This window comes from Nocardia aurantiaca (assembly GCF_009708175.1).
Taxonomy (GTDB): domain Bacteria; phylum Actinomycetota; class Actinomycetes; order Mycobacteriales; family Mycobacteriaceae; genus Nocardia; species Nocardia aurantiaca.
Window position 1 is genome coordinate 38,501 of the sequence record NZ_WMBB01000016.1, and the last position, 23,747, is coordinate 62,247.

Consider the following 23,747-nt stretch of genomic DNA (forward strand, 5'->3'; position numbering starts at 1 on the left):
TCCTTCTGTTTCAGCTCGCCGCGATCGCGAGTAACTGGCCGAACGCGATCCCACCGTCGTTGGGTGGCACGCGATGGTGGGTGAGGACGTGAAAACCATGCTCGCGCAGCAGGTGCAGCGCGGTCGTGAGCAGCAGCGCGTTCTGGAACACGCCTCCGGACAAGGCCACCGGCTGCGCCGGATCGCCGTAGCGCAAGGCCAGATCCAGGACCAGCCGGGCCACGCTCGCGTGAAACCGCGCGCCGATGACGCCTGCGGGCACCCCGGTGCGCACGTCGGCGATCACCGCGGCGAGCACGGGCGCGGGATCGATGGACGCGGTCTCGCCGATGTGGTTCTCGGGCAGGACGAACCGGTATCGGACCTCGCCGGGTGCGGCGTCGCGGGCCAGTCCCTCCCATTCGATGGCGGCCTGAGCCTCGTAGTCGACCTCATGGCGGACCCCGCACAGCGAGGCGACGGCATCGAACAATCGGCCCATGCTGGAGGTGGGAACGCAGCCGAGTCCGGTGTCGAGCTGGTGCGCCAGCACCTGCTGCTCGCGCGGCGGGCACGCACGGACGGACGGGAGATCCGGTGACCAGGTGATGCCCGCGGAACGCAAGTGCGCCAGGGCCATTCGATACGGACGTCGGACGCTGAGGTCGCCCCCGGCCAGCGGCACGTAGCGCAGGTGCGCCAGTCGGCGGAAGCCTTTGTACCCGGCGGCGAGCACTTCACCGCCCCAGATGGCGCGGTCGGGCCCGTAACCGGTGCCGTCGAAGGCGAATCCGAGCACGGTGGCGCCGGCGTCCAGACCGTGCTCGCCCATGACGGCCGCCACGTGCGCGTGATGGTGCTGCACGAGGCGTATCGGCCGGGTCCCCGCGTGTTCCACGGCCCAGGCCGTGGACCGGTAGCGGGGGTGGGCGTCGGCGGCCAGCTGCTGCGGCCGGACCCCGGTGAGCTTCTCCAGATGCCGTTCGGCGGCGGTGAACGCGTGCAGGGTGGTGACGTCGTCCATATCGCCGATGTGCTGGCTCAACCAGGCGTAGCGGCCATCGGCGACGGCGCAGGTGTTCTTCAGGTCCGCGCCCACGGCGAGGGTCGGCGGCGCGGGCATCGGCAATGCCAGTGGCAGCGGAGCGTACCCGCGGGAGCGTCGCAACGGTACCTCGACACCGTCGACCAGCCGGACCACCGAGTCGTCGCACGGCACCAGGATCCGCCGGTCGTGTGACAGTACGGCGTCGGCGAGCTCGGACAGTCGCCGGCCAGCATCGGAGTCGGTATAGCAGATCGGTTCTCCGCCAAGGTTTCCCGACGTCATGACCAGGACCTGCGGACCGGGTGCGTCGCCGGGCAGCCCGAACAGGAGCAGATGCAGCGGTGTGTACGCGATCGTCACCCCGAGATCGCGGTTACGCGGCGCCACCGCCTCCACGGGAGGGGTCGGCGAGCCGGGCTCATCGGGGGCGGACCTGCGGCGGGGCAGCAGGACGATCGGGCGGGCCGGGCCCAGGAGCAGAGCGGCCGCGGTCGAATCCACCTCGGTGATGGCCGCGGCGGTCGCCAGATCGGGCACCATGACCGCGAAGGGCTTGTCGCCGCGGCGTTTCCGGCGGCGCAGTTCGGCCACCGCGCGGCTGTCGGCGGCATCGCAGGCCAGGTGATAGCCGCCGATGCCCTTGACAGCGAGAATTCCCCCGTGGCGCAACACGTTTCGCGCCGCCTCCAGCGGCGCTCCGGTCTCGGGACCTGCGAAGTGCAAGGTCGGCCCGCACTCGTGGCAGGCGATCGGCTGCGCGTGGAAGCGGCGGTCGCCCGGATCGGCGTACTCGCGGGCGCAGGCCTCGCACATCGTGAACTCGGCCATCGAGGTCTGCGGGCGATCGTAGGGCAGTGCGGCGATGATGGTGAACCGCGGCCCGCAGTTGGTGCAGGTGATGAACGGGTGACGATAGCGCCGGTTGCCCGGGTCACGGAGTTCGGCAGCACAATCCGCGCATATCGCGACATCGGGGGAGGCGAGGGTGCGTCCGGACCCCACGGTGGTGCCGGCGATGTGGAACCCCGTCCCGCCGCGGACCGGAATCTCGGTCTGCTCGATCGCCTCGATGACCGCCAGCGGTGGCGGGCGGTCCCGCAGCCGCGCGACGAAGGCGTCCACCTCGGCCGGCGCCCCCTCGATCTCGATGATCACGCCGGAACTGTCGTTGCACACCAGCCCGGTCAGCGCCAGTTCGGCCGCGGTGGTGTACACGAAGGGGCGGAACCCGACGCCCTGCACCACGCCACGGACGCGGATCCGCCGACGGACCCGGGAGGCGTTCACGGCTGCTCACCCGAACCGAGCAGGCGCAGACCGGCCAATGCGGCCGCGGCCCCGGCCGCGTCGGTCTTCTCGACCGCGAAGCCCATGTGGATGATCACCCAGTCGCCGGGTCCGGCCGGATCGTCCTCCAGCAGGCCGACATTCACGGTGCGCTGCTCACCGGAGACCTCGACCAGCGCGATCTGACCGTGATAGCCCTCGACCGGGCCGACGACACGGCCGGGGATGCCCAGGCACATCGCTCACACCTCCTGCCGGTGTCGTAGTGCGGCAACCACGGATTCGACCGCCGCCACCGCGGGGCCGACCGCGGCGGCCACGGGGGCGGTCAGGCCGATACCGTCGGCGACCGAGGCGATCTGGCAGCCCACGATCACCGTGGGCGGAATCGTTCCGCCCAGCGCCCGCACCGCGGCGAAGACCGCCTCCGGGTGCATGGCGTGCGCGTCGAGCCCTCCGGCGCCGTCACCGGGCTCGGCGTGGAAGATGTCCACCTGCCCCGGCGCGCCGCGATCGGGCAGCGCGTCGACGAGCACCAGGGCGTCCCAGCCGTCGAGCAGGTCGTAGGCCAGGTCCATGCCGCCGATACCGTAATCGGTCACGCGCACACCGGGTTCGGTGCTCGCGGACATGCGCCGCACCACCTCGGAGCCGAACCCGTCGTCTCCGAGGAAGATGTTGCCGATGCCGGCGACCAGCACCCGTGTCGTGGGATTCACCTGCTACATGTGCCGCATTCTCAAGTACCGCCGCACATCCGGTATCGAACGGATGCCGACCGCTGCCAGCGCGAGCACGATCAACGCCACGATGATGACGGCGATCACACCTATGGTTTGCATGGCCGGAACTCCTTTCTCGAGATGTCTGGTCCGGGATGCTCAATCGGGTGGGGCGCCGAGCGGCTCGACCTCGTCCGGCGCGAAATACAGGTAGCGGCCATACCATTCGTGCAGTTCGGCGGCGGGATCATCCTCGACGACCACCGCCAGATGCAGGTGCCCGTCGACGTCCTGGTGGACCGAGGCGACGCGTGCGGTGCGGCCCGCGTAGAACAGGTCCTGCGCGTCGGCGCGGCGGGCCGGGCGTAACCGCACCCTGCTGCCCCGGGCGACCGGCGTCCCGGAGATCACGACGGCATCGGAGTCGGGATTCACGGCATTGTCGGCCAGCGGATCCCACCACGGGGTTTCCGGATCGAGGGCCGGCACTACCCGGGCCGGGCCGGGCTCGGCGTCCCGGAGCAGGCCGTGCAGCCCCCGCATCTGCTCGGGTGTCATCGCCTCACAGCGGTCGATCAGCTCCGCGGCGCGGGGATCGGTGGCGCGGGCCTGGTCCTTCTCATCGTCGGTGAGGGTGAGCACGCGCAGGGTCAGGATCTCGTCGATCTCGGTGGAATCGAACAGCGGCCCCTCGCTCTGCTCGGCGATGCGCGGATGGTCGTAGAGGATGATCGGTGAGATCAGCAGCAGGTCATCGGTTCCCGCGGGACCGGCGAGCACGGGAAAGCAGCGATGCCGGGTGCAGGCCGCGGCCGCGGCGGCCGCTTCGGCGGGCGGGTCGAGCAGCGACAGGAAGACGCCGTCGCGCAGTTCGGCGAGCACGTGTGCGCCGAGGAAGGAGCGGGTGAGGGCGTCATCCTTGTCGGCCGCCGGGAACCCGAGATTGCGGACGGTGACGCTGATCCGCTGATAGCGGCCGACCGACTCGACGACTGTCACGACGCTGCCCGTCTGAGGCCGGCGCGTGCGCACCAGGCGGCCGAGGGGCGCGCCGTCGTCGGCCGCGATGTCCTCGGTCTCCACCCCGCCGTCGACGTCGATGCGGAAAGTGTTGTCCGAGAGCGGCATCGGACCCGAGTCGATTTCCTGTTCGACGGCCTCGTCCCACCCCGTCCAGACCCGCGCGCCGGCCCGCAGCTCGGGCACCGTCCGCCCGGCGGCGTCCTCGACCGCGCGCCGCTGCAGTTGCAGAAACCGGACCGTCAGCCGCAGTGTCGCGGTGGGGGCCGCCTCGACCAGGAATTGCGCGCCGAGCTCGGAATCCTCGCCGACGCCCGCCGCGGCCGCGCCTTCGGGGCCCAGGACGCCGAATTGCCAGCGCGACTGATTCTTTCGCGTGTTCGCGTGATACGGATACAACAGGTATCCCTCGTAGAGCACGGCGTCGGCGACCGCGCGGGCCTGGTCGCGCACGCTGCCGGGCACGGGTCCGCCGGTCATGACCGCTCCCGCGACGGGGTGGACAGCAGCTCGGTGACCGCCTGGTCGTAGTCGAGAAATCCGTGGGCGGCCTTGTATGCGGTGAGGTCGTCGACCGTGTCCCGGCGCAGTCGCACCCAGCCGGTGTGCGGGTAATGGGTGTCCATCAGCTGCCGCCACACGGCGACGGGCATATCGAAGCGGTCGTCCCGATCCCACGGAATCTGCTGGACGGCGAAACCCGAAGCGCCCCTGAAGAACACGGTCCCACTGAACAGGAACAGCAGCGGCACCGTACCGTCCCGCAGCGCGTGCAGGTACTTCGACCCGGTCACCTCGAGGTCGAAGGTGCACGGCAGCGGCAGGTCCACCTCGGTGCCGCCGGTGAAGCCGGGCACCATCGTCGTCGTGTGCATCCACAGAAACGAACGCTGAGTGTCGCGCCAGCGCTCGCGGGTGCCGAACAGCTCGAGCAGCCCGCTGCCCTCGGCATCGGTGTAGGGGCGGCGATTGGGTTCGAACCGGACCTGCGCCCGCAGGGCGATGGCATGCACCGGTTCCTCGGCCAGCGCCGCGATGCCCACGCGGGCCGACAGCGCCGGGCCGATCGCGTAGGGCTCGGGACGGATGCCGAGCACCGCGAAGGTGATCGAGTAGGCCGGGCTCATGGCCGCCCACCGCCCCCGGCGCGGGCGTTCATGGCGGCGAAGAAGTCGTCGATGTAGCGACGGGCCTCGGCGCCGCCGTCGAATCCCTTCCACAGCAACCGCATCCGGCCCACGAACTCGTAACAGGTGTCGATGGGCAGCAGCAGGCAGTCGCCGGGGCTGTCCCGTCCGGCGCTGCCGGGCATGCGGATCAAGAGGGCCTCGACATCATCGGCGAGGACGTCGAGCTCGGGATGACTGCGCAGCAGCTCCCGCCATCGCTCGGGCGGCAACTCGGACTCGGTCGCCCCGGCCGGGCCGGGATAGAACGCGACAGTCCGGTCCTGCGCGGAATTGGCGAAGAGGAAGGCCAACCCCACCGGGATCTCGAGTGCATCCCATTCCGCGGTCGTGATCGCGGTCTGCCCGAACGCCACATACCGGTCGGGAACCGCGCGGTAGCGCAATCCCGCCGCCGGTTCGGTGAACAGCAGATAGCAACTGCCGCAGACGCAGTGCAGGTGACGGCTGCCGACATCGACGACATGCCGATGCGGTTCGCCGATGGGTTCGGCGCACATGTCGCAGCGCTCCCCGGCAGGCCGGGGATCCGGCCGGGCCGCGAGTCGGCGCAGCACGGAGAACGAGGCGTTCATCCGGTGGGCTCCAGAGCCGGAACCGCCACCGTGGGCAGGCCGTCGCGTACCAGTACCGGCAGCGGCAGCAAATGACCGTCGCCGTCGAGACGGTCACCGGCGTGCACGGCGTCATAGTGCGCGCGGCAGGTCGGGCAGCGCAGCACGGCATCGCCGACCGGATGACCGGGCCGCCGATGCAGCTGGGCGCCGGCGAGCGAGCGACCGCACGCCGGGCAGCTATCGCGGTACACCAGCAGGTTCTCACCGACCCGGCAGGCCAGCAGGGCCTGCCCCGCGACCACATATCCGGCGACTTCCCCCGGCCTCAGCTCCGCCAGTTCGGGCACTTCGACCCAGCTGGCCGCGGGCCCGGCGTGCACCCGGGTGAACAGGGTCTCGGCGGGAATCACCTGCGATGTCGAACCATCCTGTGCGGCGACGACTTCGATCCGGTCGATCTCCGGCGCCGAAGCGCGGACGGCTTCCTCGACGGCCAGTTCCAGGGTCACCGAAGAGGACGGGCAGCCGCGACAACTGCCCGAGAGTTCCAGCCGCACCACACCGTCCTCGACCCCGACCAGGCGGACATCGCCGCCGTGCGAGCCCAAGTAGGGGCGGACGCTGTCGAGCGCGGACCGCACCCGGGTGGGAAGGTCGTCGGGGTGCAGTCCGTGCACGATCAGCAGGCTGGCCACCAGTTCATCACCGGCCAGGCGGGCCACTGCGGCATCATCGAGCAATTCGACGACCCGCCGCAGTCCGGCGCCGTAGAGCTCGACGAGCTCACCGACGAGTTGCTCGGCGCGCTCGCGGGCGACTGGTCCGCCCGCGGAGCTGGCGTCGAGGAGATCCTCGATCCGATCGCCGGCGTGCCGCCAGTGGTCGTCGCGTGCCGCCGGGCGATCGTCGACCATGGGTTTCTCCCCTCACGGATCGGGCCGTTATCACTGGGCGACGGGGGTCTGGGTGGGCGAGTGCAGCAACTCCAGCGTCTTTCCCCCGCCGAGATACATGTGCACACCGCACGGCAGGCACGGGTCGAAACTGCGCACGGTACGCATGATGTCGATGCCCTTGAAATGCTCCCGGTCGTTCTCCTCGAAGATGGGCGTGCCCTGCACCGCGTCCTCGTACGGACCCGGGGTGCCGAAGCTGTCGCGCGGGTTCGCATTCCACGGTGTCGGCGGGTAGGGGTGATAGTTCGCGATCTTGCCGTCGCGGATCACCATGTGGTGCGACAGCACCCCGCGTACCGCCTCGGTGAAACCACATCCGATGCCCTCGTCGGGTACCTCGAACGTCTCCCAGGTTTTGGTGCGCCCGGCCCGGATCTCTGCGAGCGCCTGTTCCGCGAAGTGCAGGGCAGACGCCGCCGCGTAGGCCTGGAAGTAGGTGCGAGCCCGGTTGCGTTCGATGGTGTTAGAGCCGAAAGCCGGTATCTTCCATTCCAATTCGACCGGACCCCGCAACGCGGTCCGCGGCAGGTTGATCTGCACGCTGTGTCCGGTGGATTTCACGTATCCGGTGTCGACCAGCCCGGCCAGCGCGGTGGCCCACAGCCGGGCCAGCGGTCCGCCGCCGGTGTCGAGGGCCAGATGATCGGTGCCGTCGAACCAGCGCGGCGACATCACCCAGCTGTACTTGTCGTCGAGATCGCGTTTCTGCGGTTTGGGATTGGTGTGCTGGTTCCATGGGTGGCGCCGATCCACCGGATTCCCCAGCGGATCGGTCGTGACGAACATCTCCTGATCGGTCCAATCCTCGTAATAGGAACTGCCCAGCAGGATTCGGATCCCGAGATTGATATCGACGAGGGAGGTGGTGACCAGCTTGCCGTCGACCACCACGCCCGGCGTGACGAACATGCGCCGGCCCCACTCCTCCATGTCACGGTAGGAGAAGTTGCAGGCCTCCGGGTCCTGGAAGGAACCCCAGCAGCCGAGCAGGGTGCGCCGCAGGCCCACCTTGTCGTACCCGGGCAGGGCCTGGTAGAAGAAGTCGAACAGGTCGTCGTGCATGGGCACGACCTTCTTCATGAACTCCACATACCGCATCAGCCGTGACATGTAGTCGGTCATCAACTGGATGGTCGCCACGGTTCCCACGCCACCGGGATACAGCGTCGAGGGATGCACGTGCCGTCCCTCCATGAGGCAGAACATCTCTCGCGTGTAGCGGCTGACCTGCAGCGCCTCCCGGTAGAACTCACCGGTGAAGGGATTGAGCGCACGCATGATGTCGGCGATCTTGCGATAGCCGTGCGCGTCCGCGTGCGGGGCGTCGGTCTTCTCCGCCAGCGCGAGCGCGCTCGGATTGGTCTCGGAGACCATCTTCTCGCAGAAGTCCACGCCGACCAGGTTCTCCTGGAAGATGTTGTGGTCGAACATGTATTCGGCGGCCTCGCCGAGATTGACGATCCATTCGCCGAGGTGCGGTGGTTTCACGCCATAGGCCATGTTCTGGCAGTAGCACGAGCAGGTGGCGTGATTGTCTCCGCAGATGCCGCAGATTCGGCTGGTGATGAAGTGCGCGTCGCGAGGATCCTTGCCGCGCATGAAGATCGAGTAGCCGCGGAAGATCGACGAGGTGCTGTGGCATTCGACCACTTCGCGATTGGCGAAATCGATTTTGGTGTAAATACCCAGACTGCCGACAATGCGGGTGATCGGGTCCCACGCCATCTCCACCAGCGAGCCGGGCTCGATGCGGCGATGCGAGGGTTCCGGAATGATCTGAGTCATCGGAATTCTCCTACCAGGTGCGTCTCGCACCGGTCTCGAGCTCGGTGCCCCGATGCCGCCAGTGCGGCTCCTTGTCGACGGTGCGCGCCGTGATGTGGCGCAGACTGCGGATCACCGATCCGTACAATTCGGACGCGGTCGAGGACAGCTTCCCGCCCGGCGGTTCGTCCATGAACGGCATGAACTTGTCCGGGAAACCGGGCATGGTGCAGCCGATGCAGATGCCGCCGACGTTCGGGCATCCGCCCACACCATTGATCCATCCGCGTTTGGGCACATTGCATTTCACGACCGGACCCCAGCAGCCGAGCTTCACGATGCACTTGGGCGAACCGTATTCGTCGGCGAAATCGCCCTGCTCGTAATAGCCCGCGCGGTCACAGCCCTCGTGCACGGTAGCGCCGAAAAGCCATTTCGGGCGCAGGGATTCGTCCAGCGGAATCATCGGCGCCTGGCCGGTGGCCATGTACAGCAGATAGGTCAGGGTCTCGGAGAGATTGTCGGGCTGGATCGGGCAGCCCGGCACACACACGATCGGGATGTCGGCCTTGCTGCGCCACTGCCAGCCGAGATAGTCCGGGACACCCATCGCCCCCGTCGGGTTGCCCGCCATGGCGTGAATGCCACCGTAGGTGGCGCACGTGCCCACCGCCACCACCGCGGTGGCCTTGGGCGCCAGTCGATCCAGCCATTCGCTGGTGGTCATCGGCTGACCGGTGTCGGGGTTGTTGCCGAACCCGCACCAATACCCTTCGGCATGCAGCTGTTCGTTGGGTATCGAGCCCTCCACGACCAGCACGAACGGCTCGAGTTCACCGCGGTCGGCCTTGAAGAACCATTCCAGGAAGTCATCGGCGCCCCCGGTGGGGCCACATTCGAAATCGATCAATGGCCAGTGGACGGCGACCTTGGGCAGCCCCGGTAGGGCTCCGAGAGCGATCTCCTCGACGCTGGGTTGGGTGGCGGCAGTCAACGCCACCGAGTCACCGTCACAACTGAGGCCTGCGTTGATCCAGAGTATGTGGATCAGCGTCTCTTCGGCTTTGACTGCTTCGCCAGTTGGCATGAATGCCGCCCTTCAGAAGCTGGTGGCCACCTGCGTGGTTCCTGTTGCTGACAGATAGCGGAACCGTATCGCACTGTGGCCCTGATCATGTCAGTCTAGGCTCGGCGTTGACCTTCCTCAAGGGTGCTGAACAGCGCTGATGTCTGTTTCGACAGCCATTCGTACCATTGCGGCATGCCCGCTCCGGTGTTTGCCGAAACCGTCAGCACCGTGATACCTGGGTTGACGGAATTCGCGTATTCGCGGCAGGCCTCCAGGTCGAAGTCGACGTAGGGCAGCAGGTCCATCTTGTTGATGAGCACCAGCGACGCGGCCGCGAACATATGCGGATACTTCAACGGTTTGTCGGTGCCCTCGGTCACCGAGATCACCACGACCTTGGCGTGCTCGCCCAGGTCGAACAGCGCCGGGCAGACCAGATTCCCGACATTCTCGATGAACAGCAGCGTGCCGGGGGCGGGAGAGAGCGCCGTGAGCGCGCGGTCCATCATCGTCGCGTCCAAATGGCACCCGGCGCCGGTATTGACCTGGACCACCGGCCGACCGGTCGCGCGGATGCGCTCGCCGTCGAGCATCGTCTCCTGATCGCCCTCGATCACCGCGATCGGAGTATCGGCGAGCTCCCGAAGCGTGCGTTCGAGCAATGTCGTCTTCCCCGAACCGGGGGAGCTGGTCAGATTGATCGCGAGGATACTGCGTTCGGCCAGTGTGCGTCTGACCGACTGGGCCAGTGCGTCGTTCTTGGCCAGCACCTTCTGTTCGAGGGTCACCGTCTCGGTCGGCGCGAGGTGAACATGCTCGCCCGGGCCGTGCCCGTGCGTGTGCTCGCCCGACTCGCCCTCATGCGGGTGTGGATGGTCATGATCGTGTGAATGATGTTGTGGAACAACGGTGATCACGGCAGCTCCAGCGTCGCCGCATCCGCAGGTGGCACACATTCCCGGCTCACCTCCATCGACCGGATACGCAGCTCGCGCCCAGCGGTGACCTCCACATCGGCGCTGCCGCAGGGACACAACACAATCGGCACGGCCACCTCGAATCGGTTGCCGCAGGACCGACACGACGCGCTACCGCGAATCACCTCGATGTCGAGGTGCGCGCCCGCCGCCACGGTTCCTTCCGTGGCGATTTCGAAACAGAACTCCATCGCTTCGGGGACCACCGCGCACAGAGCCCCGACCTCGACGGTCACGCCGTAGACCCGCCGACCGGCCGCGTGCTCACACACCGCGTCGACAATGCTGCAGGTTATCGCCATCTCGTGCACAGTGGCCTCGATTCGATGACCGGAGAATCCTCACGCTACTCCCTGCCCTCGGATGCGTGGGCACTTTCCTCTCGTAGCCCGCTGGTCCACCGCTGTTCGATCCGGCCGAAGCGCCAACAGGCCAGTGCGACCACCCAGGTGCCGGCGAAAACGCCGATGACCAGGCATCCCAGCAGTGTCGAATCGACTCCTCCCGGATTCGCGGGCGCGCCGATCAGGCCCAGGAGCTCGAATGTGCCCACGATCAGGGCGACTGCCACCGACAACGCCGTCACCGTGAGGTTGTAGTAGATCGTGCGCAGCGGTTGCGCGAATGCCCAGCCGTAAGCGAGGTTCATGAACGTGCCGTCGATGGTGTCGAGCAGGCTCATGCCGGCCGCGAACAGAATCGGCAAGCACAGGATGGCGTACCAGGGCAGCCCCGCCGCCGCGCCGGTGCCGGCCAGCACCAGCAACGCGACCTCGGTGGCGGTGTCGAATCCGAGGCCGAACAGCAGGCCGATCGGGAACATCTGCCATGACCGGGTGATCGCCTTCATCACCGGTCCCAGCAGGCGATTGACGAGCCCGCGCCCGGCGAGCCGGTGCTCCACCTCGGCCTCGTCCAACCGGCCGGAGCGCAGTCCGCGCACCGCACGCAGAATCCCCACCAGCACAACCAGATTGATGATCGCGATGAGATAGAGGAAGGCTCCCGACACGGCGGCGCCGATGAGACCGGAGTAGTGGTGCAGCGCGGAGGAATCATCCGCGACAGGCCCGGCAACCGCTTTCACCCCGGCGGACAGCAACAGCGCCAGCCCGAACACCACCGTGGAATGCCCGAGCGAGAAGAACAACCCGGCCGATAGCGGCCGCTGCCCGTCGTGCATGAGCTTGCGGGTGGTGTTGTCGATGGCGGCGATATGGTCGGCATCGAAAGCATGCCGCAAACCCAGGACATAGGCGGTGAAGCCGACGCCGATGCCGAGCGTCCGATCGCCGAGGCTGAAATGCTGCGGGGCAACGAATCCCACCAGCGCGCCCCAGCCGAGTACATGCAAGGCGACAACCACCGCGACGATGCCGCCCAGTCGCAGCCATTCCTTCCTGGTGATCGCGAACCGATCGGTCAGGAATCGAATCGGCCCACGTCGCTGAACTATCGACGCCACGGTTGGCACACTCTCTGTGACCCGGGTTCCTCGACCGTAGGCCCCCGCCGACCAACGCGGCAAGCGCCCGATCCACGACAGCAGAAAGGCCCGGTGATAACCGGGCCTTTCTGGTCTTCATTTGGTGCGCGATACTGGGATTGAACCAGTGACCTCTTCCGTGTCAGGGAAGCGCTCTCCCGCTGAGCTAATCGCGCGAGAATTTCCTCTTCGAAGAGAAGAGGCGGCGACGGGAATCGAACCCGTGTGCACGGCTTTGCAGGCCGTTGCCTCACCACTCGGCCACACCGCCAAGCAGGCCGTGTCGGCCTCTCGAGCGGATGACGGGATTCGAACCCGCGACCCTCACCTTGGCAAGGTGATGCGCTACCAGCTGCGCTACATCCGCATTTCGTCTCGGGGGCCTCTCGGCTGTCCCGCTGACGAGAGAGAACATTAGCCGACGATCTGCGCAGGTAACAAATCGCCTGGTAGATGGGGGTAAATCTGAACAACAGCCGTGTAGTTCGCGCCGCTTCCCGGGCGCACGGCGGAACCACCTCGAAAACCCGAGGGTCACTCGCGAGGTCGAGCGCCGGACCCATCCCACCCCACTGCGGCCAATTGCCCGTAGCGAGCGGGCGACGCCCCAATGAACCTCGCGCGACACCACAGACCCGCCCGTCGGAGATCGATTTTGTGCCCCTGTGCACGCGATTTGGTGTGACGACCGTGATCTGTGTAAAGTTCTGTCTCGTTCAGAGCGGCGGAAAACGCCAGGAAGAACGAGCCATCCCAGGGTGGCGAGCTACGGTTCTATAGCTCAGCGGGAGAGCACTCGCCTCACACGCGAGGGGTCGCTGGTTCGATCCCAGCTAGAACCACACAGAAACGGCCGGTCATCGCAGTTTTGCGATGACCGGCCGTTTTTCGTGCAATATCGCGGGCGCGACGGCTAGGACCCGCGCGGACACGACGAACGCCCGGTGCGAAGGCGGCACGGACCAGACCGCTTGCCGCGCAACTGTTGCCGTCCCTGAGCCATCAGATCGCGAACGTCGGTGACCCCGCCGACGCGGCGTTGTCGGCGCGGGCCGCCGCGACCGGAGCCCACCACGAGGCGACCCCGGTAGTCCGGCGCTACTGCTCGAGCGGGTGGCCTGGGGCGAGTGCGAAAGCTTGCGACACGGAAGGCTGCCGCCGCGCCCTGGACGCGGTAGACGACGCGTACGAGGAACGCCACCGGGTACCGAGGAACCAGAGTGGGTGTACTGGCTGAACCGCGACGAGATAGGCGTGATGGCGGGCCGCTGTTTCGTCAAGTTGGGCGATGCGGCGCGCGTCGAAACCCTGTTGTCGTTGGCGATCGACTCATGCCCCGCCGAGCGCGTACCGGAGGTGGCGCTGTATCGAACCGGGTTGCCGGCGGCGTATTCCCGGACCGGGGATTGGGATGCGGCGCGTGCGACGATCAAACTCGCGGAAAAGGCTGCAGCGCAGGTGGGTTCGTCGCGGCTGGATCGGCGTATCAGTGAGATCAGCCGGGCTGTCGCCTAGTGAGCTGGTCCTGAGATTGAGTATCAGTTGGCTTTCGCGGTTTGGTTGCGATTGATCTCGGTTCGGGCGTCTTGTGGTGGTATGCCCGGTCCGAAGTCGAAGCCGCTGGTGTTGTCCGAGACCGAGCGGCGGACCCTGGCCGGCTGGGAGTCGCGTCGTTCGACCGCGCAAGGTTTGGCGATGCGCGCCCGGATCGTATTGGCTTGTGCCGAGGGCGAATCCAACACCACGGTGGCGACGCGGCTGAACGTGAACCGCGGCACCGTGGCCCGGTGGCGGTCCCGGTTCCTGCGTGATCGACTCGACGGCTTGGCCGACGAGCCGCGGCCGGGCGTGCCCCGGACCATCACCGACGCGCACATGCCGCTCATGTCATCGCCGAGGTCCAGAGTCGACTTCGGCGAGTTGATCTTCCGCTGCCTGCGTTCGCCACTTCGACCCGCGCGGGTCGCGGCTACTTAGATGAGTACGTTCGCCCTTGTTCACTCGATCACGATGGCTTCCGCTGTGTCCGCCATCGCTTCGGCGCTCCTGTGCCGTCGTCCGCTGGGCAGACCGGCGACTTCGTTGTCGACTTGCGCGTTCAATCGGGCCTCTCCCGTATTCTTGACTACGACTGTCTCTTACATCAAGATTGGATGTGGACACATTCGTTGTCAACACGCGACGCGGGGCATAGCCAAGTGCTACTGCGGCCTGTGCATCAATGTCGATGAAGGAGATCGAAAGCCATGGCAACACCCAATACGGCCAGCGGACTGGGCATACCCACAAAGTCGGCGTGTCCGGTCACGCACGAAGGCGCCCATGGGGGCGGCGCGACGCCTGCCACGCACTCGCCGTCCAAGCGCTTCCCGACGCTGCGGTCGACAGCATCCGCGCTGTACAAGGGCTGGGGCTTCGAGGACGGTATCTACGCTCGCCTCGCCGGACACGACTTCTCCTGTTTCCGGGTGGGATTCCGCCGCTTCGTCGCGGTCACTCGGCCCGAGTACGTCGAGCACATCCTGTTCGAACACCCGGACCGCTACTACAAGTCGATCGACTTCACCGCCGTGGACGGTGCGCTCGGCGTCGGTATCTTCAGCGACAACGGTGACTCGTGGAAGCACCATCGCAAGATCCTCAACCCAATGTTCACCCGCAAGCACCTCGAAAGCGTGTTCGATCTCATGGCCGCGCCGGTCGAGGACGCCGCGGCCGCGCTGCCGCAGCAGCCTGCGGAGATCGAGATGCACGACATAATGGTCGAGCTGACCCTCGACGTCATCGGCAACGCGATCTTTTACCAAAACTTCAAGCGGTACTTCCCCGACGACCTCGGATGGTGGATCACCGAGGGCCTCACCGAGACGATGCAACTCGCACGCTTCCTGATGGTCGCCGAACCGCCCGCCTGGGTGAACAAACTGTTCTGGGGGGTGATTCACAGCCGCGTGCCGGTGCCCCCTCCGCTGTCGAACCTCCAGAAGTCTGCGAGGATGGTCTTAGGGGGCGTCGACGCCATCATCGCTGACCGCGCCGCCGATCCCACGGATACTCCTGACCTGATCAACCTCATGCTGAAATGCATAGACGACGGCACCATGACGCCGGAGCGGGTCCGGTCGGAGGCGACCGTGCACATGCTCGCCGGCCACGAGACCACGGCCACCACCATGAGCTTCCTGTGGCACCTGCTCTCGCAGAACCACTGGGCCCGCGACCGGATGCTCGAGGAGGTTGACACCGTCCTGGAGGGCCGGACGCCCACCGCGGCGGACCTGCGCAACCTGCGGTGGACCGCTGCCTGCATCGACGAGACCATGCGGCTCTACCCGCCGGTCTGGTTCAGCCCGCGTAAGGCGATCGTCGATGACGTGATCGGCGGGCACCGCGTCAAGGCGGGCACGACCGTGATCATGCCGGCCTTCCTGATCGGGCGCGACCCGCGCTGGTGGCCCAACCCCGATGTCTTCGACCCGTCGCGCTTCATGCCTGGTGCCGACGCGGGCCGCAACCGCGGCGCCTTCGCCCCGTTCAGTGGCGGCCCGCGAACCTGCATCGGCCGGAACCTCGCCCTGATGGAGACGGTGCTCATCGCCGCGAAGTTCAGCCAGACGCACACGTTCGAGACGGTGCCGGGGCACCGCATGGAACCGCAGGCAACGCCCAGCCTCCGCCCGCGTTACGGACTGCGGGTGATCGCCAGCCCACGTCGCTGACGGTGGCTACCGGGAGCGAGGTCGTCCTCGTCGTCGGCACCGCGGTCCGGGAGCCGGTGCGGTGGGCGAGATCGACCCGAACAGCGCACTGGTGGTGACCGGTGCCGGCCTGCTGAGCTTCGACGACGTCCGGGTCCCGGTCCGCGACACCATCGGCGAGATCGGCGGTGGCTCTCAACATCAGATGGCCCACGGCGGCATCGGCTACATCGAGGAGACCTGGACGGCCCGGTTCGTTCGCGATCAGCGGATCGTCAGCATCGGCGGCGACGCCGACGAGGTGATGCTCCGCGTCCTTTCCACGATGGACGGCTTCACCGGGTGGGCGGACGACACGCCAGAGGCCGGTTCGGCCGGTGCGAGGAAAGGATCTGAGGAATATGTCCCATGTCGCCAGGTGCGCTGATCTCATCGAAGCGGCGCCCGAGGACATCATCGATGCGCTGCTGGACTTCGAGTCCTACCCGCAGTGGCAGGCCGGGGTGCTCGGCACGAAGATTCTCGAGCGCGACGAGCAAGGCCGTGGCTTGCTGATCGAGCTGAGAGTCGATGCCAAGGTTCGTAAGCTCCGAGTCGTCGTCCGCGCCCTGTACGACGAGTTGGGCAGCATCTCGTGCGAGTACGTCAGTGGTGATGTGAAGGACTATCGGGCGTGCTACTCGTTCGCCCCGCGCGACGACGGCACCACGTTCGTCACCTACGACATCGCCGTGGAGCCTGGCTTCCCCCTTCCCGCCGCGTTGAAGAAGCTGATCGCGGACCGGTCGGTAAAGGACACGATGAGGTCCCTGAAGAAGCGCGTCGAGGGTCGAGAGGGCACGGCAACGCTAGGACGCCTGCGATAAGCCGCCGTGGCAAGAAGGCGCCTGTGGCCGACATGCTCGTCGCGCTGGTCGCGCCCGACGGTGACCTTTGGACGTGGGGGACGAGTCAGTGACGGACCGCGTCACGGGCCCGGCGCTGGACTGCTTCCTTCTCTCGAGCCAGCGCCATCGCCAGGGATGACCTCGCCCCGGTTGCCCAGGGCTCCGACCCAGACGAACGGCTGGACATCGGCCAGGCGTTCGCCGACCCTCCCGGCGCTGGACGCGACTCGGGCAGGTGTTCGGCTCTGGGATAGATCGCTGGTCACCGTCAACTCTCGATAAACTTGACTACAGTCGTTCTTGACTACGGCCGTATCTTACATCAGGATTGAGGTTGACCACTTGCTCTCGATACGACGTGGGACACGCACCGGTCGTTGAACCGCTCGCATCAATGTGGATGAAGGAGATCTAGGACTCATGGCAACCAGTAAGACGGCAGGCAAGCAGAATCAGGCCGAGCCGGCCGATTACGAAGCAAGGTTCCAGCAGGCGCTGCGCCGATTGAGTATCGCCAAGCCGATGCCGCCGTTCGTCCAGGGCAACCGGTCGGCGCCCGTGCCGACTGTCGGCGAGCAGGAGTTGCAGCGGATGACGCGTCAGCTCTTCGACGAGGTCGAAGCGCAGTGCGTGTTCTACACGGAGCGTCTCGGCATGGACGTGATGTGGGTGCTCGAATGGCTGAAGAAGTACTGGTCGGCGTGGAGCGGGGGCGTCAACGAGGACCTGGTGCGCGCGACCGTCGCCGAGAATTGCCAGTACAAGGACCCGTTGTCGTTCGGCCGCACGATTTCTGGCGTGCAGGCGTTCATCGACTACAATCAGGCGTTCTACGACGCGGCTCCGGATCTGGCGTACTACCTGATCCCGGGCGAGGTTTCCCTGCAGGTCTCGCCCAAGGGCGAGGTCATCTTCATGGGCCGTTACGTCGGGTGCGGGCACTGGGACTATCCGTTGCGGATGTATCCGTTCACCCCGGGCTCGCCCGCGATCCCCGGGACCGGCGCGTACATCCAGGGGTACCCCGTCGACCGGTACCACCTGGATCCCGTGACCCACAAGGTGTTCCGGGGCGAGACGCTGTGGGACCCGTTCGAACTACTGCAGATCCAGAAGCTGATGCCGAGTGACACCAGTCTCGCGTTCAAGGCGATGGTCAAGGCCGGCCAGTTCATGACGCCCGCGATCAAGGCGGCCCGCCAGCTGCCGCTCCGCGGTGGAAATTGACCGCGACGCCTCGGTGACCGCGACGGTGGCCGGGCTGTGAGTGGCGACATCAGGCGGCGGGACCGTGAGCGTCACCGTCCCGCTGTCCCTGTTGATCACACATTTCGGGGACATTGACGAGGAACCGCGAGGCGGTCCGGGAACGGATCGGCTCGCGGTTCGGTTCTATGCCCGGGCGGCGAGGCGCGGTATCTCGCACCCGCCGAATGCCTGGTCGATCAGTCGACGGCCGACGCCGATGATCTGCTGGTCGAAGCCTTCCGTCGGGCGGCGACCGATCCGCTCGAAACCGGTATGGCCGACCTGCGCGCAAGGGGCGGAAGGTTGGTGCGGATGGACGCCGGTGGCGGAAACCCCGCTCTGCCGGACCGCACCGCCTTCATGCGCTGCGGCGACCAGCGAATATTAGTGAACTGTGAATGACTAATCGGCCACCTAGCGCTCGCCGCCCAGGGCTCATCCAGGAAAATTACGGCTTGTAACCGCCTAATCCTTACCATCTCCAAAGCAAAGTGAATCTTTATTGACTAACAATCGATCTGCGTGTCATAGTTGGCGCGACGCCAATAGGGTGCGTTCACGACTGGAGGTTGCCGTGCCTGATGCCGATCTGACGGCCGAGTTGGCGGGGTTGTCCGCCCTTGCCCGCGAGTTCTTCGCCAAAGAGGTCGTGCCTCGCTACGAGGAGTTCGCGGCGAACGGTGAGCCCGATCGCAAGCTCTACAACCGGGCTGGTGAGCTCGGTCTGCTGTGCATGTCGATCCCGACCGAGTACGGCGGTGGCGGCGGGACCTTCGCCCATGAATCAGTGCTGATCACCGAACATGTCAAGTCCGGCGACAGTGCTCTGCAGCTCGGCGTGCACACCGGAGTTGTCCCCCACTACCTCTTCGCCTATGCCTCAGAGGAGAACAAACGGAAATGGCTTCCCAAGCTCGCCTCGGGCGAATACGTCGGCGCGATCGCGATGACCGAACCGGGCACTGGCTCTGACCTGCAGAGCATCAAGACCAAGGCTATCCGGGAGGGCGACGAATACGTCATCACCGGCGCAAAGACCTTCATTTCGAACGGCGCCCAGTGTGACCTGATCATCATCGCAGCCAAAACGAACCCCGCGCTCGGCGCCGCTGGCGTCAGCCTGATCGTCGCCGAAGTCAGTGACGACACCCCCGGCTTCACTCGCGGAAAGAAGCTCGAGAAGATCGGCCAGAAGGGCCAGGACACCGCCGAGCTCTTCTTCGACGGCTTGCGGGTTCCGGCCGCGAATCTGCTTGGCGCTGATGAGGGTAAGGGCTTCTACCAACTGATGGAACAGCTGCCCCAGGAACGCCTGATCGTTGGCGTCGCCGGTGCCGCGGTCATCGAGCGAGCGCTAGCGGTGACCGTGGAGTACACGAAGAACCGGGTCATGTTCGGCAAGCCGTTGTTCGACATGCAGAACACGCGCTTCGAACTCGCCGAGGTCGCGACCATGGCGCAGGTTGTGCGCACGTTCGTCGACGACGCACTGGCCAAACATCTGCGTGGTGAACTCGACGTCAAGACCGCGGCGATGATCAAGCTCTTTGTCTCCGAACAGCAGACACAAATCGTCGACCGATGCCTGCAGCTCCACGGCGGCTACGGCTACATGGAGGAGTACCCCATCGCGCGCATGTTCGTCGACGGTCGGATCTCCCGTATCTACGGAGGCGCCAGCGAGGTCATGAAGGACCTCATCGCTCGCTTCCTTTGACTCGCGCAGCGAATCAGATCAGCTCCACCCCCACACCAAGGAATCAACGACTATGTCAACGTTTTCAGAGGCATTCATCTACGAGGCAATCCGGACACCCCGGGGTCGCGGAAAAGCCAACGGAGCGCTCCACGGAGTCAAGCCGATCTCGCTTGTCACCGGACTGCTCGACGAACTCTTCTCCCGGCACGCTGAGCTGGATCCGGCGACGATCGACGACATCATTCTCGGTGTCGTCTCGCCCGTGGGCGACCAAGGCGCGGACATCGCCAAGACCGCGGCCCTGGCGGCCGGGCTGCCGGACACCGTCGCTGGCGTGCAGCTCAACCGCTTCTGCGGTTCGGGCCTCGAAGCGGTCAACACCGCAGCTCAGAAGGTACGGTCCGGCTGGGACCAGCTCGTCATCGCCGGTGGTGTCGAGTCGATGTCTCGCGTTCCGCTGGGTTCCGACGGCGGCGCTATGGCAATGGACCCGAAGACCAACTACGACACCTACTTCGTGCCTCAGGGCATCGGTGCCGACCTCATCGCCACGATCGAGGGCTTCAGCCGCGACGACGTGGACGCGTTCGCCGTGCGCTCGCAACAGAAGGCAGCGGCCGCTTGGGCCGGGGGGTACTTCGCCGAGTCGGTCGTTCCGGTCAAGGATCTGAACGGCCTGGTCGTGCTCGACCACGACGAATTCATGCGGCCCGACACCACCACCGCCGACCTTGCGAAGCTCGAGCCGTCGTTCGCGGCGATGGGCGAGATGGGGGGCTTCGATGCGGTCGCGCTGCAGCGCTACCACTGGGTGGAGAAGATCAACCACGTTCACCACGCCGGCAACTCATCCGGCATTGTCGACGGCTCGGCGCTGGTGCTCGTCGGGAGCGAAGCCGCAGGCAAGGTCGCTGGTCTGACCCCCCGTGCCCGGATTGTCGCCTCGGCCGTGAGCGGTGCCGACTCGACGATCATGCTCACCGGACCGGTTCCCGCAACCGAGAAGGTGCTCGCGACCGCCGGCCTCACGGTCGATGACATCGACCTGTTCGAGCTCAACGAGGCGTTTGCGTCGGTAGTGCTGAATTACCAGAAGAAGCTGCACATTCCGGAAGAGAAGGTCAACGTCAACGGCGGCGCGATCGCGATGGGTCACCCGCTGGGAGCCACCGGGGCCATGATCACCGGAACGATGGTCGACGAACTCGAGCGCCGTGGCGGCCGCTACGCCCTCATCACTCTCTGCATCGGCGGCGGCATGGGTATCGCCACCATCATCGAAAGGGTCTGAAGCCATGACGGAGAACATGATCAAGTGGGAAATCGGCGAAGACCGTGTCCTCGTCCTCACGATGGACGACCCCACACAATCCGTCAACACCGCGAACGAACTGTTCGGCACATCCCTGCTTGCGACCGTCGAGCGACTCGAAGCGGAGAAGGACTCATTCGACGGCGTCATCATCACCTCGGCGAAGGACACCTTCTTCGCCGGTGGTGATCTGCAGATGCTCATGGATGCGGGGCCAGGCGACGAAAAGCGGATCGCCGACATGCTCGACTTCACCAAGGAGTGCGTCCGCCGGATCGAGACGCTCGGCAAGCCGGTCGTCGCCGCGATCAACGGCACCGCGCTCGGCGGCGGCTTCGAGATCGCGCTCGCGACGCATCACCGTGTGCTGCTCGACGGAAAGGGCACCGTCGTCGGCCTGCCCGAGGTCTCACTCGGCCTCCTGCCCGGCGCCGGCGGCGCGACCCGCATCACCCGCATGATCGGCGTCGTGCCCGGCTTCATGAACGTCATCGGCCAGGGCCAGCGCCACAAGCCCGCATCGGCCAAGTCCGTCGGCATCGTGGACGAGGTTGTTTCCACCCGCGAGGAAATGTTCGCCGCGGCGCGGGCATTCATCGCCGCGAATCCCGATGCCGCACAACCCTGGGACCGCAAAGGATTTCGAATCCCGGGAGGCACCCCCGCTGTTCCGTCCTTCGCCGCGAACTTGCCTGCCATCCCGGCGAACATTCGCAAACAGCTCAAAGGCGCACCTATGCCTGCCCCGCTCAACGCGCTGGCGGCGATGGTCGAGGGCAGCCAGGTCGACTTCGCGACCGCGTCGAAGATCGAGACCGCTTACTGCACCGACCTGATCGTCGGCAAAGTCTCCGGGAACATGGTGAAGGCCCTGTTCTTCGACCTCACCGCGCTCAACAAGGGTGCCGCCCGCCCCGAGGGTTACGAGTATCGCAAGCCGAAACGCGTACTCGTCCTCGGCGCCGGAATGATGGGCGCGGGAATCGCCTACGTGCAGGCGATGGCCGGCATGGATGTCGTCCTCAAGGACGTGAGCATCGAAGCCGCCGAGCGCGGCAAAGGCTATTCACAGAAATTGCTCGACAAGGCGGTCGCCAACGGCAAGATCTCCGAGGCCAAGCGTGACGAGGTCCTGGCCCGCATCCATCCCACCGTCGACGCCGCTGACGCGAAGGGTTGCGACTTCGTCGTCGAGGCGGTGTTCGAGAGTCCCGAACTCAAGAAGCAGGTCTTCGCTGAAATCGAGGACTACGTCGACGACGATGCGCTGCTCGGCTCGAATACTTCGACGCTGCCGATCTCCGATCTCGCGACCGGTGTCGAGCGCGAAGAGGACTTCATCGGTCTGCACTTCTTCTCCCCCGTCGACAAGATGCCGCTCGTCGAAATCGTGGTGGGTGCCAAGACCAGCGAGGCGACGATTGCCCGCGCGATCGACTACACGCTCGCGATCAAGAAGACTCCGATCGTCGTCAACGACAGCCGTGGCTTCTTCACGAGCCGGGTGATCCAGCAGTTCGCCGACCAAGCCTTGTCGATGGTCGCTGAAGGCGTGCACCCGGCGTCGGTCGAGCAGGCATGCCTGCAGGCCGGCTACCCGGTGGGTGCGCTGGCGCTCGCCGATGAGATCAACATGAAGCTGCAGCAGAAGATTCAGAACTCGCTGCGGGAGAATCTGCTCGCCGAGGGTAAGCGCTGGATCGAGTCGAAGGCATATCCTCTGGTCGACGCCATGGTCGATGTTCATCAGCGCCCGGGGCGCCTCGAAAAGCGTGGCTTTTACGACTACGCCGACGATGGGACGAAGCTGGGCCTCTGGCCTGGCATAGTTGACCTGTACACCAAAGACGACCACGGCATTGCCTTCATCGACATGCAGGAACGAATGTTGTTCGCCGAGTCGATCGACACCATGCGCTGCTTCGACGAAGGAGTGCTGCGATCGGTCGCCGAAGCGAACATCGGCTCGATCCTTGGCATCGGGTTCCCTGCCTGGACCGGCGGTGTCGTCCAGTACATCAACCAATACGAAGGCGGCCTCGCCGGGTTCGTGGCGCGCGCCGATGAACTGCGTGCCAAGTACGGCGACCGATTCGAAGTGCCGGAATCTCTTCGTCAAAAGGCCCAGGCTGGTGAAATCCTGAGCTAACCTCGAATTTTCGTCGGGCCTTCGGCCTGGCGCTCGCGGGCAGGTTCGGCACGCCAACGCCATCTCCTCGATGGTGACCCCCGTGGCGGCGCTGCACCTGCCGGATGGCCTCGCCCAGCGCTGATGCGGACGGTCGTTGGCGTGGAGCGGTGGATACTTCGCCAAGTCGGTGGTGCCGGTGCGCGATTTCAACGGTGCCGTGTTGCTGGACCATGACGAGCATCGCCGACCCGGCACCACGATCGAGTCGCTGGCGGGACTGAAACCCTCCTTCGCCACGCTCGGCGAGGCCGGTTTCGATGCCGTTGCCCTGCAGAAGTACTCGTCCGTCGAACGCATCGGCCATGTGCGCCAAGGGGGCAACAGCTCGGGCATCGTTGACGGCGCGGCGCTGGTGCTGGTCGGAAATGAACAGGTGGGCAAGCGATTCGGGCTGACCCTCGACGGCATCGACCTGTTCGAGCTGAACGACGCCTTCGCGTCGGTGGTGCTGAAGTTCCAGAAGGACTTTCGTATCCCGGACGAGAAGCTGAACGTCAACGGCGGTGCGATCGCCATGGGGCACCCGCTCGGGGCCACCGGGGCCATGCTCGTCGGCACGGTGAACGACGAACTGGAACGGCGTGGCGAGCTCCGGGCGCTGGTCACGCTGTGCGTCGGCGTCGGCGGCCGCATCGCCACCATCATCGAACGACTCTGAGC

20 protein-coding genes, 4 tRNA genes and 3 pseudogenes are annotated in these 23,747 nt (G+C 66.1%); 11 read left to right on the forward strand and 16 right to left on the reverse strand.

Annotated features, from left to right (window positions below; genetic code table 11):
* Positions 1-10: 10 nt before the first annotated feature.
* The 16 genes from hypF to GLP40_RS28625 form a co-directional block, all read right to left on the reverse strand.
* The gene (gene hypF, locus GLP40_RS28555) at positions 11-2,314 is read right to left on the reverse strand and encodes a carbamoyltransferase HypF (protein ID WP_328290780.1); all 2,304 of its coding nucleotides are present in this window, start codon (positions 2,312-2,314) and stop codon (positions 11-13) included.
* On the reverse strand, positions 2,311-2,553 hold the full coding sequence (locus GLP40_RS28560) for a HypC/HybG/HupF family hydrogenase formation chaperone (protein WP_154791123.1): 243 nt from the start codon (positions 2,551-2,553) through the stop codon (positions 2,311-2,313). Before GLP40_RS28560 ends, hypF begins: the two co-directional genes overlap by 4 nt.
* 3 nt (positions 2,554-2,556) lie before the next feature.
* Entirely contained in the window at positions 2,557-3,033 is a 477-nt protein-coding gene (locus GLP40_RS28565; protein WP_328290781.1) for a hydrogenase maturation protease, read from the reverse strand.
* Positions 3,034-3,036: 3 nt separating this feature from the next.
* Positions 3,037-3,156 (reverse strand): DUF6893 family small protein, encoded by a 120-nt coding sequence (locus GLP40_RS35150; protein ID WP_407671692.1) that lies wholly within the window; start codon positions 3,154-3,156, stop codon positions 3,037-3,039.
* A gap of 39 nt (positions 3,157-3,195) precedes the next feature.
* Positions 3,196-4,536, reverse strand: a complete 1,341-nt coding sequence (locus GLP40_RS28570) for a hypothetical protein (protein ID WP_154791124.1) — start codon at positions 4,534-4,536, stop codon at positions 3,196-3,198.
* Positions 4,533-5,183 (reverse strand): DUF6084 family protein, encoded by a 651-nt coding sequence (locus GLP40_RS28575; protein ID WP_154791125.1) that lies wholly within the window; start codon positions 5,181-5,183, stop codon positions 4,533-4,535. The genes GLP40_RS28570 and GLP40_RS28575 overlap by 4 nt, the downstream gene beginning before the upstream one ends.
* Positions 5,180-5,818 carry a DUF5947 family protein gene (locus tag GLP40_RS28580; protein ID WP_154791126.1) on the reverse strand — a complete coding sequence of 213 codons (639 nt, stop codon included), beginning with the start codon at positions 5,816-5,818 and terminating at the stop codon, positions 5,180-5,182. The genes GLP40_RS28575 and GLP40_RS28580 overlap by 4 nt, the downstream gene beginning before the upstream one ends.
* On the reverse strand, positions 5,815-6,714 hold the full coding sequence (locus tag GLP40_RS28585; protein ID WP_154791127.1) for a NifU family protein: 900 nt from the start codon (positions 6,712-6,714) through the stop codon (positions 5,815-5,817). Before GLP40_RS28585 ends, GLP40_RS28580 begins: the two co-directional genes overlap by 4 nt.
* Before the next feature lie 30 nt (positions 6,715-6,744).
* The gene (locus GLP40_RS28590; protein ID WP_154791128.1) at positions 6,745-8,541 is read right to left on the reverse strand and encodes a nickel-dependent hydrogenase large subunit; all 1,797 of its coding nucleotides are present in this window, start codon (positions 8,539-8,541) and stop codon (positions 6,745-6,747) included.
* Between the two features lie 10 nt (positions 8,542-8,551).
* Entirely contained in the window at positions 8,552-9,607 is a 1,056-nt protein-coding gene (locus tag GLP40_RS28595) for an NADH-quinone oxidoreductase subunit B family protein (protein WP_154791129.1), read from the reverse strand.
* A gap of 95 nt (positions 9,608-9,702) precedes the next feature.
* Positions 9,703-10,545 carry a hydrogenase nickel incorporation protein HypB gene (gene hypB / locus GLP40_RS28600; protein ID WP_154791130.1) on the reverse strand — a complete coding sequence of 281 codons (843 nt, stop codon included), beginning with the start codon at positions 10,543-10,545 and terminating at the stop codon, positions 9,703-9,705.
* Positions 10,503-10,877, reverse strand: a complete 375-nt coding sequence (locus GLP40_RS28605) for a hydrogenase maturation nickel metallochaperone HypA/HybF (RefSeq protein ID WP_328290782.1) — start codon at positions 10,875-10,877, stop codon at positions 10,503-10,505. Before GLP40_RS28605 ends, hypB begins: the two co-directional genes overlap by 43 nt.
* A 35-nt stretch (positions 10,878-10,912) precedes the next feature.
* Positions 10,913-12,031 (reverse strand): Nickel transporter NicT, encoded by a 1,119-nt coding sequence (nicT, locus tag GLP40_RS28610; protein WP_328290783.1) that lies wholly within the window; start codon positions 12,029-12,031, stop codon positions 10,913-10,915.
* A gap of 122 nt (positions 12,032-12,153) precedes the next feature.
* Positions 12,154-12,228 (reverse strand) — tRNA-Val (locus GLP40_RS28615).
* 24 nt (positions 12,229-12,252) lie between these two features.
* Positions 12,253-12,323 (reverse strand) — tRNA-Cys (locus tag GLP40_RS28620).
* Positions 12,324-12,346: 23 nt separating this feature from the next.
* Positions 12,347-12,419: transfer RNA gene (locus tag GLP40_RS28625), tRNA-Gly, on the reverse strand.
* A gap of 403 nt (positions 12,420-12,822) precedes the next feature.
* Here GLP40_RS28625 and GLP40_RS28630 point away from each other — a divergent pair.
* From GLP40_RS28630 to GLP40_RS28680, 11 genes and pseudogenes are all read left to right on the forward strand, one after another.
* Positions 12,823-12,894: transfer RNA gene (locus GLP40_RS28630), tRNA-Val, on the forward strand.
* A gap of 382 nt (positions 12,895-13,276) precedes the next feature.
* Positions 13,277-13,567, forward strand: a complete 291-nt coding sequence (locus GLP40_RS28635; RefSeq protein ID WP_154791132.1) for a hypothetical protein — start codon at positions 13,277-13,279, stop codon at positions 13,565-13,567.
* An 81-nt stretch (positions 13,568-13,648) separates the two neighbouring features.
* Positions 13,649-13,921 (forward strand): annotated as a pseudogene (locus GLP40_RS28640) (helix-turn-helix domain-containing protein); the annotation flags it as partial.
* Positions 13,922-14,298: 377 nt separating this feature from the next.
* Positions 14,299-15,771, forward strand: coding sequence for a cytochrome P450 (locus GLP40_RS28645; protein WP_154791133.1), 1,473 nt, complete (start codon positions 14,299-14,301; stop codon positions 15,769-15,771).
* 190 nt (positions 15,772-15,961) lie between these two features.
* Positions 15,962-16,090: pseudogene (locus tag GLP40_RS35155) on the forward strand (acyl-CoA dehydrogenase); the annotation flags it as partial.
* Positions 16,091-16,151: 61 nt separating this feature from the next.
* Entirely contained in the window at positions 16,152-16,616 is a 465-nt protein-coding gene (locus tag GLP40_RS28655) for a type II toxin-antitoxin system RatA family toxin (protein ID WP_154791134.1), read from the forward strand.
* A gap of 441 nt (positions 16,617-17,057) precedes the next feature.
* Complete coding sequence (locus GLP40_RS28660; RefSeq protein ID WP_154791135.1) at positions 17,058-17,864, forward strand: hypothetical protein; 807 nt, start codon at positions 17,058-17,060, stop codon at positions 17,862-17,864.
* Between the two features lie 595 nt (positions 17,865-18,459).
* Positions 18,460-19,602, forward strand: coding sequence for an acyl-CoA dehydrogenase family protein (locus GLP40_RS28665; protein WP_328290784.1), 1,143 nt, complete (start codon positions 18,460-18,462; stop codon positions 19,600-19,602).
* 52 nt (positions 19,603-19,654) lie between these two features.
* Positions 19,655-20,875 carry an acetyl-CoA C-acetyltransferase gene (locus GLP40_RS28670; protein WP_154791136.1) on the forward strand — a complete coding sequence of 407 codons (1,221 nt, stop codon included), beginning with the start codon at positions 19,655-19,657 and terminating at the stop codon, positions 20,873-20,875.
* Positions 20,876-20,879: 4 nt separating this feature from the next.
* Positions 20,880-23,045: a 3-hydroxyacyl-CoA dehydrogenase NAD-binding domain-containing protein gene (locus GLP40_RS28675; protein ID WP_154791137.1), complete on the forward strand. Its 2,166-nt coding sequence runs from the start codon at positions 20,880-20,882 to the stop codon at positions 23,043-23,045.
* Positions 23,046-23,184: 139 nt separating this feature from the next.
* A pseudogene (locus GLP40_RS28680) lies at positions 23,185-23,745 on the forward strand (acetyl-CoA C-acyltransferase); the annotation flags it as partial.
* Positions 23,746-23,747 lie beyond the last annotated feature (2 nt).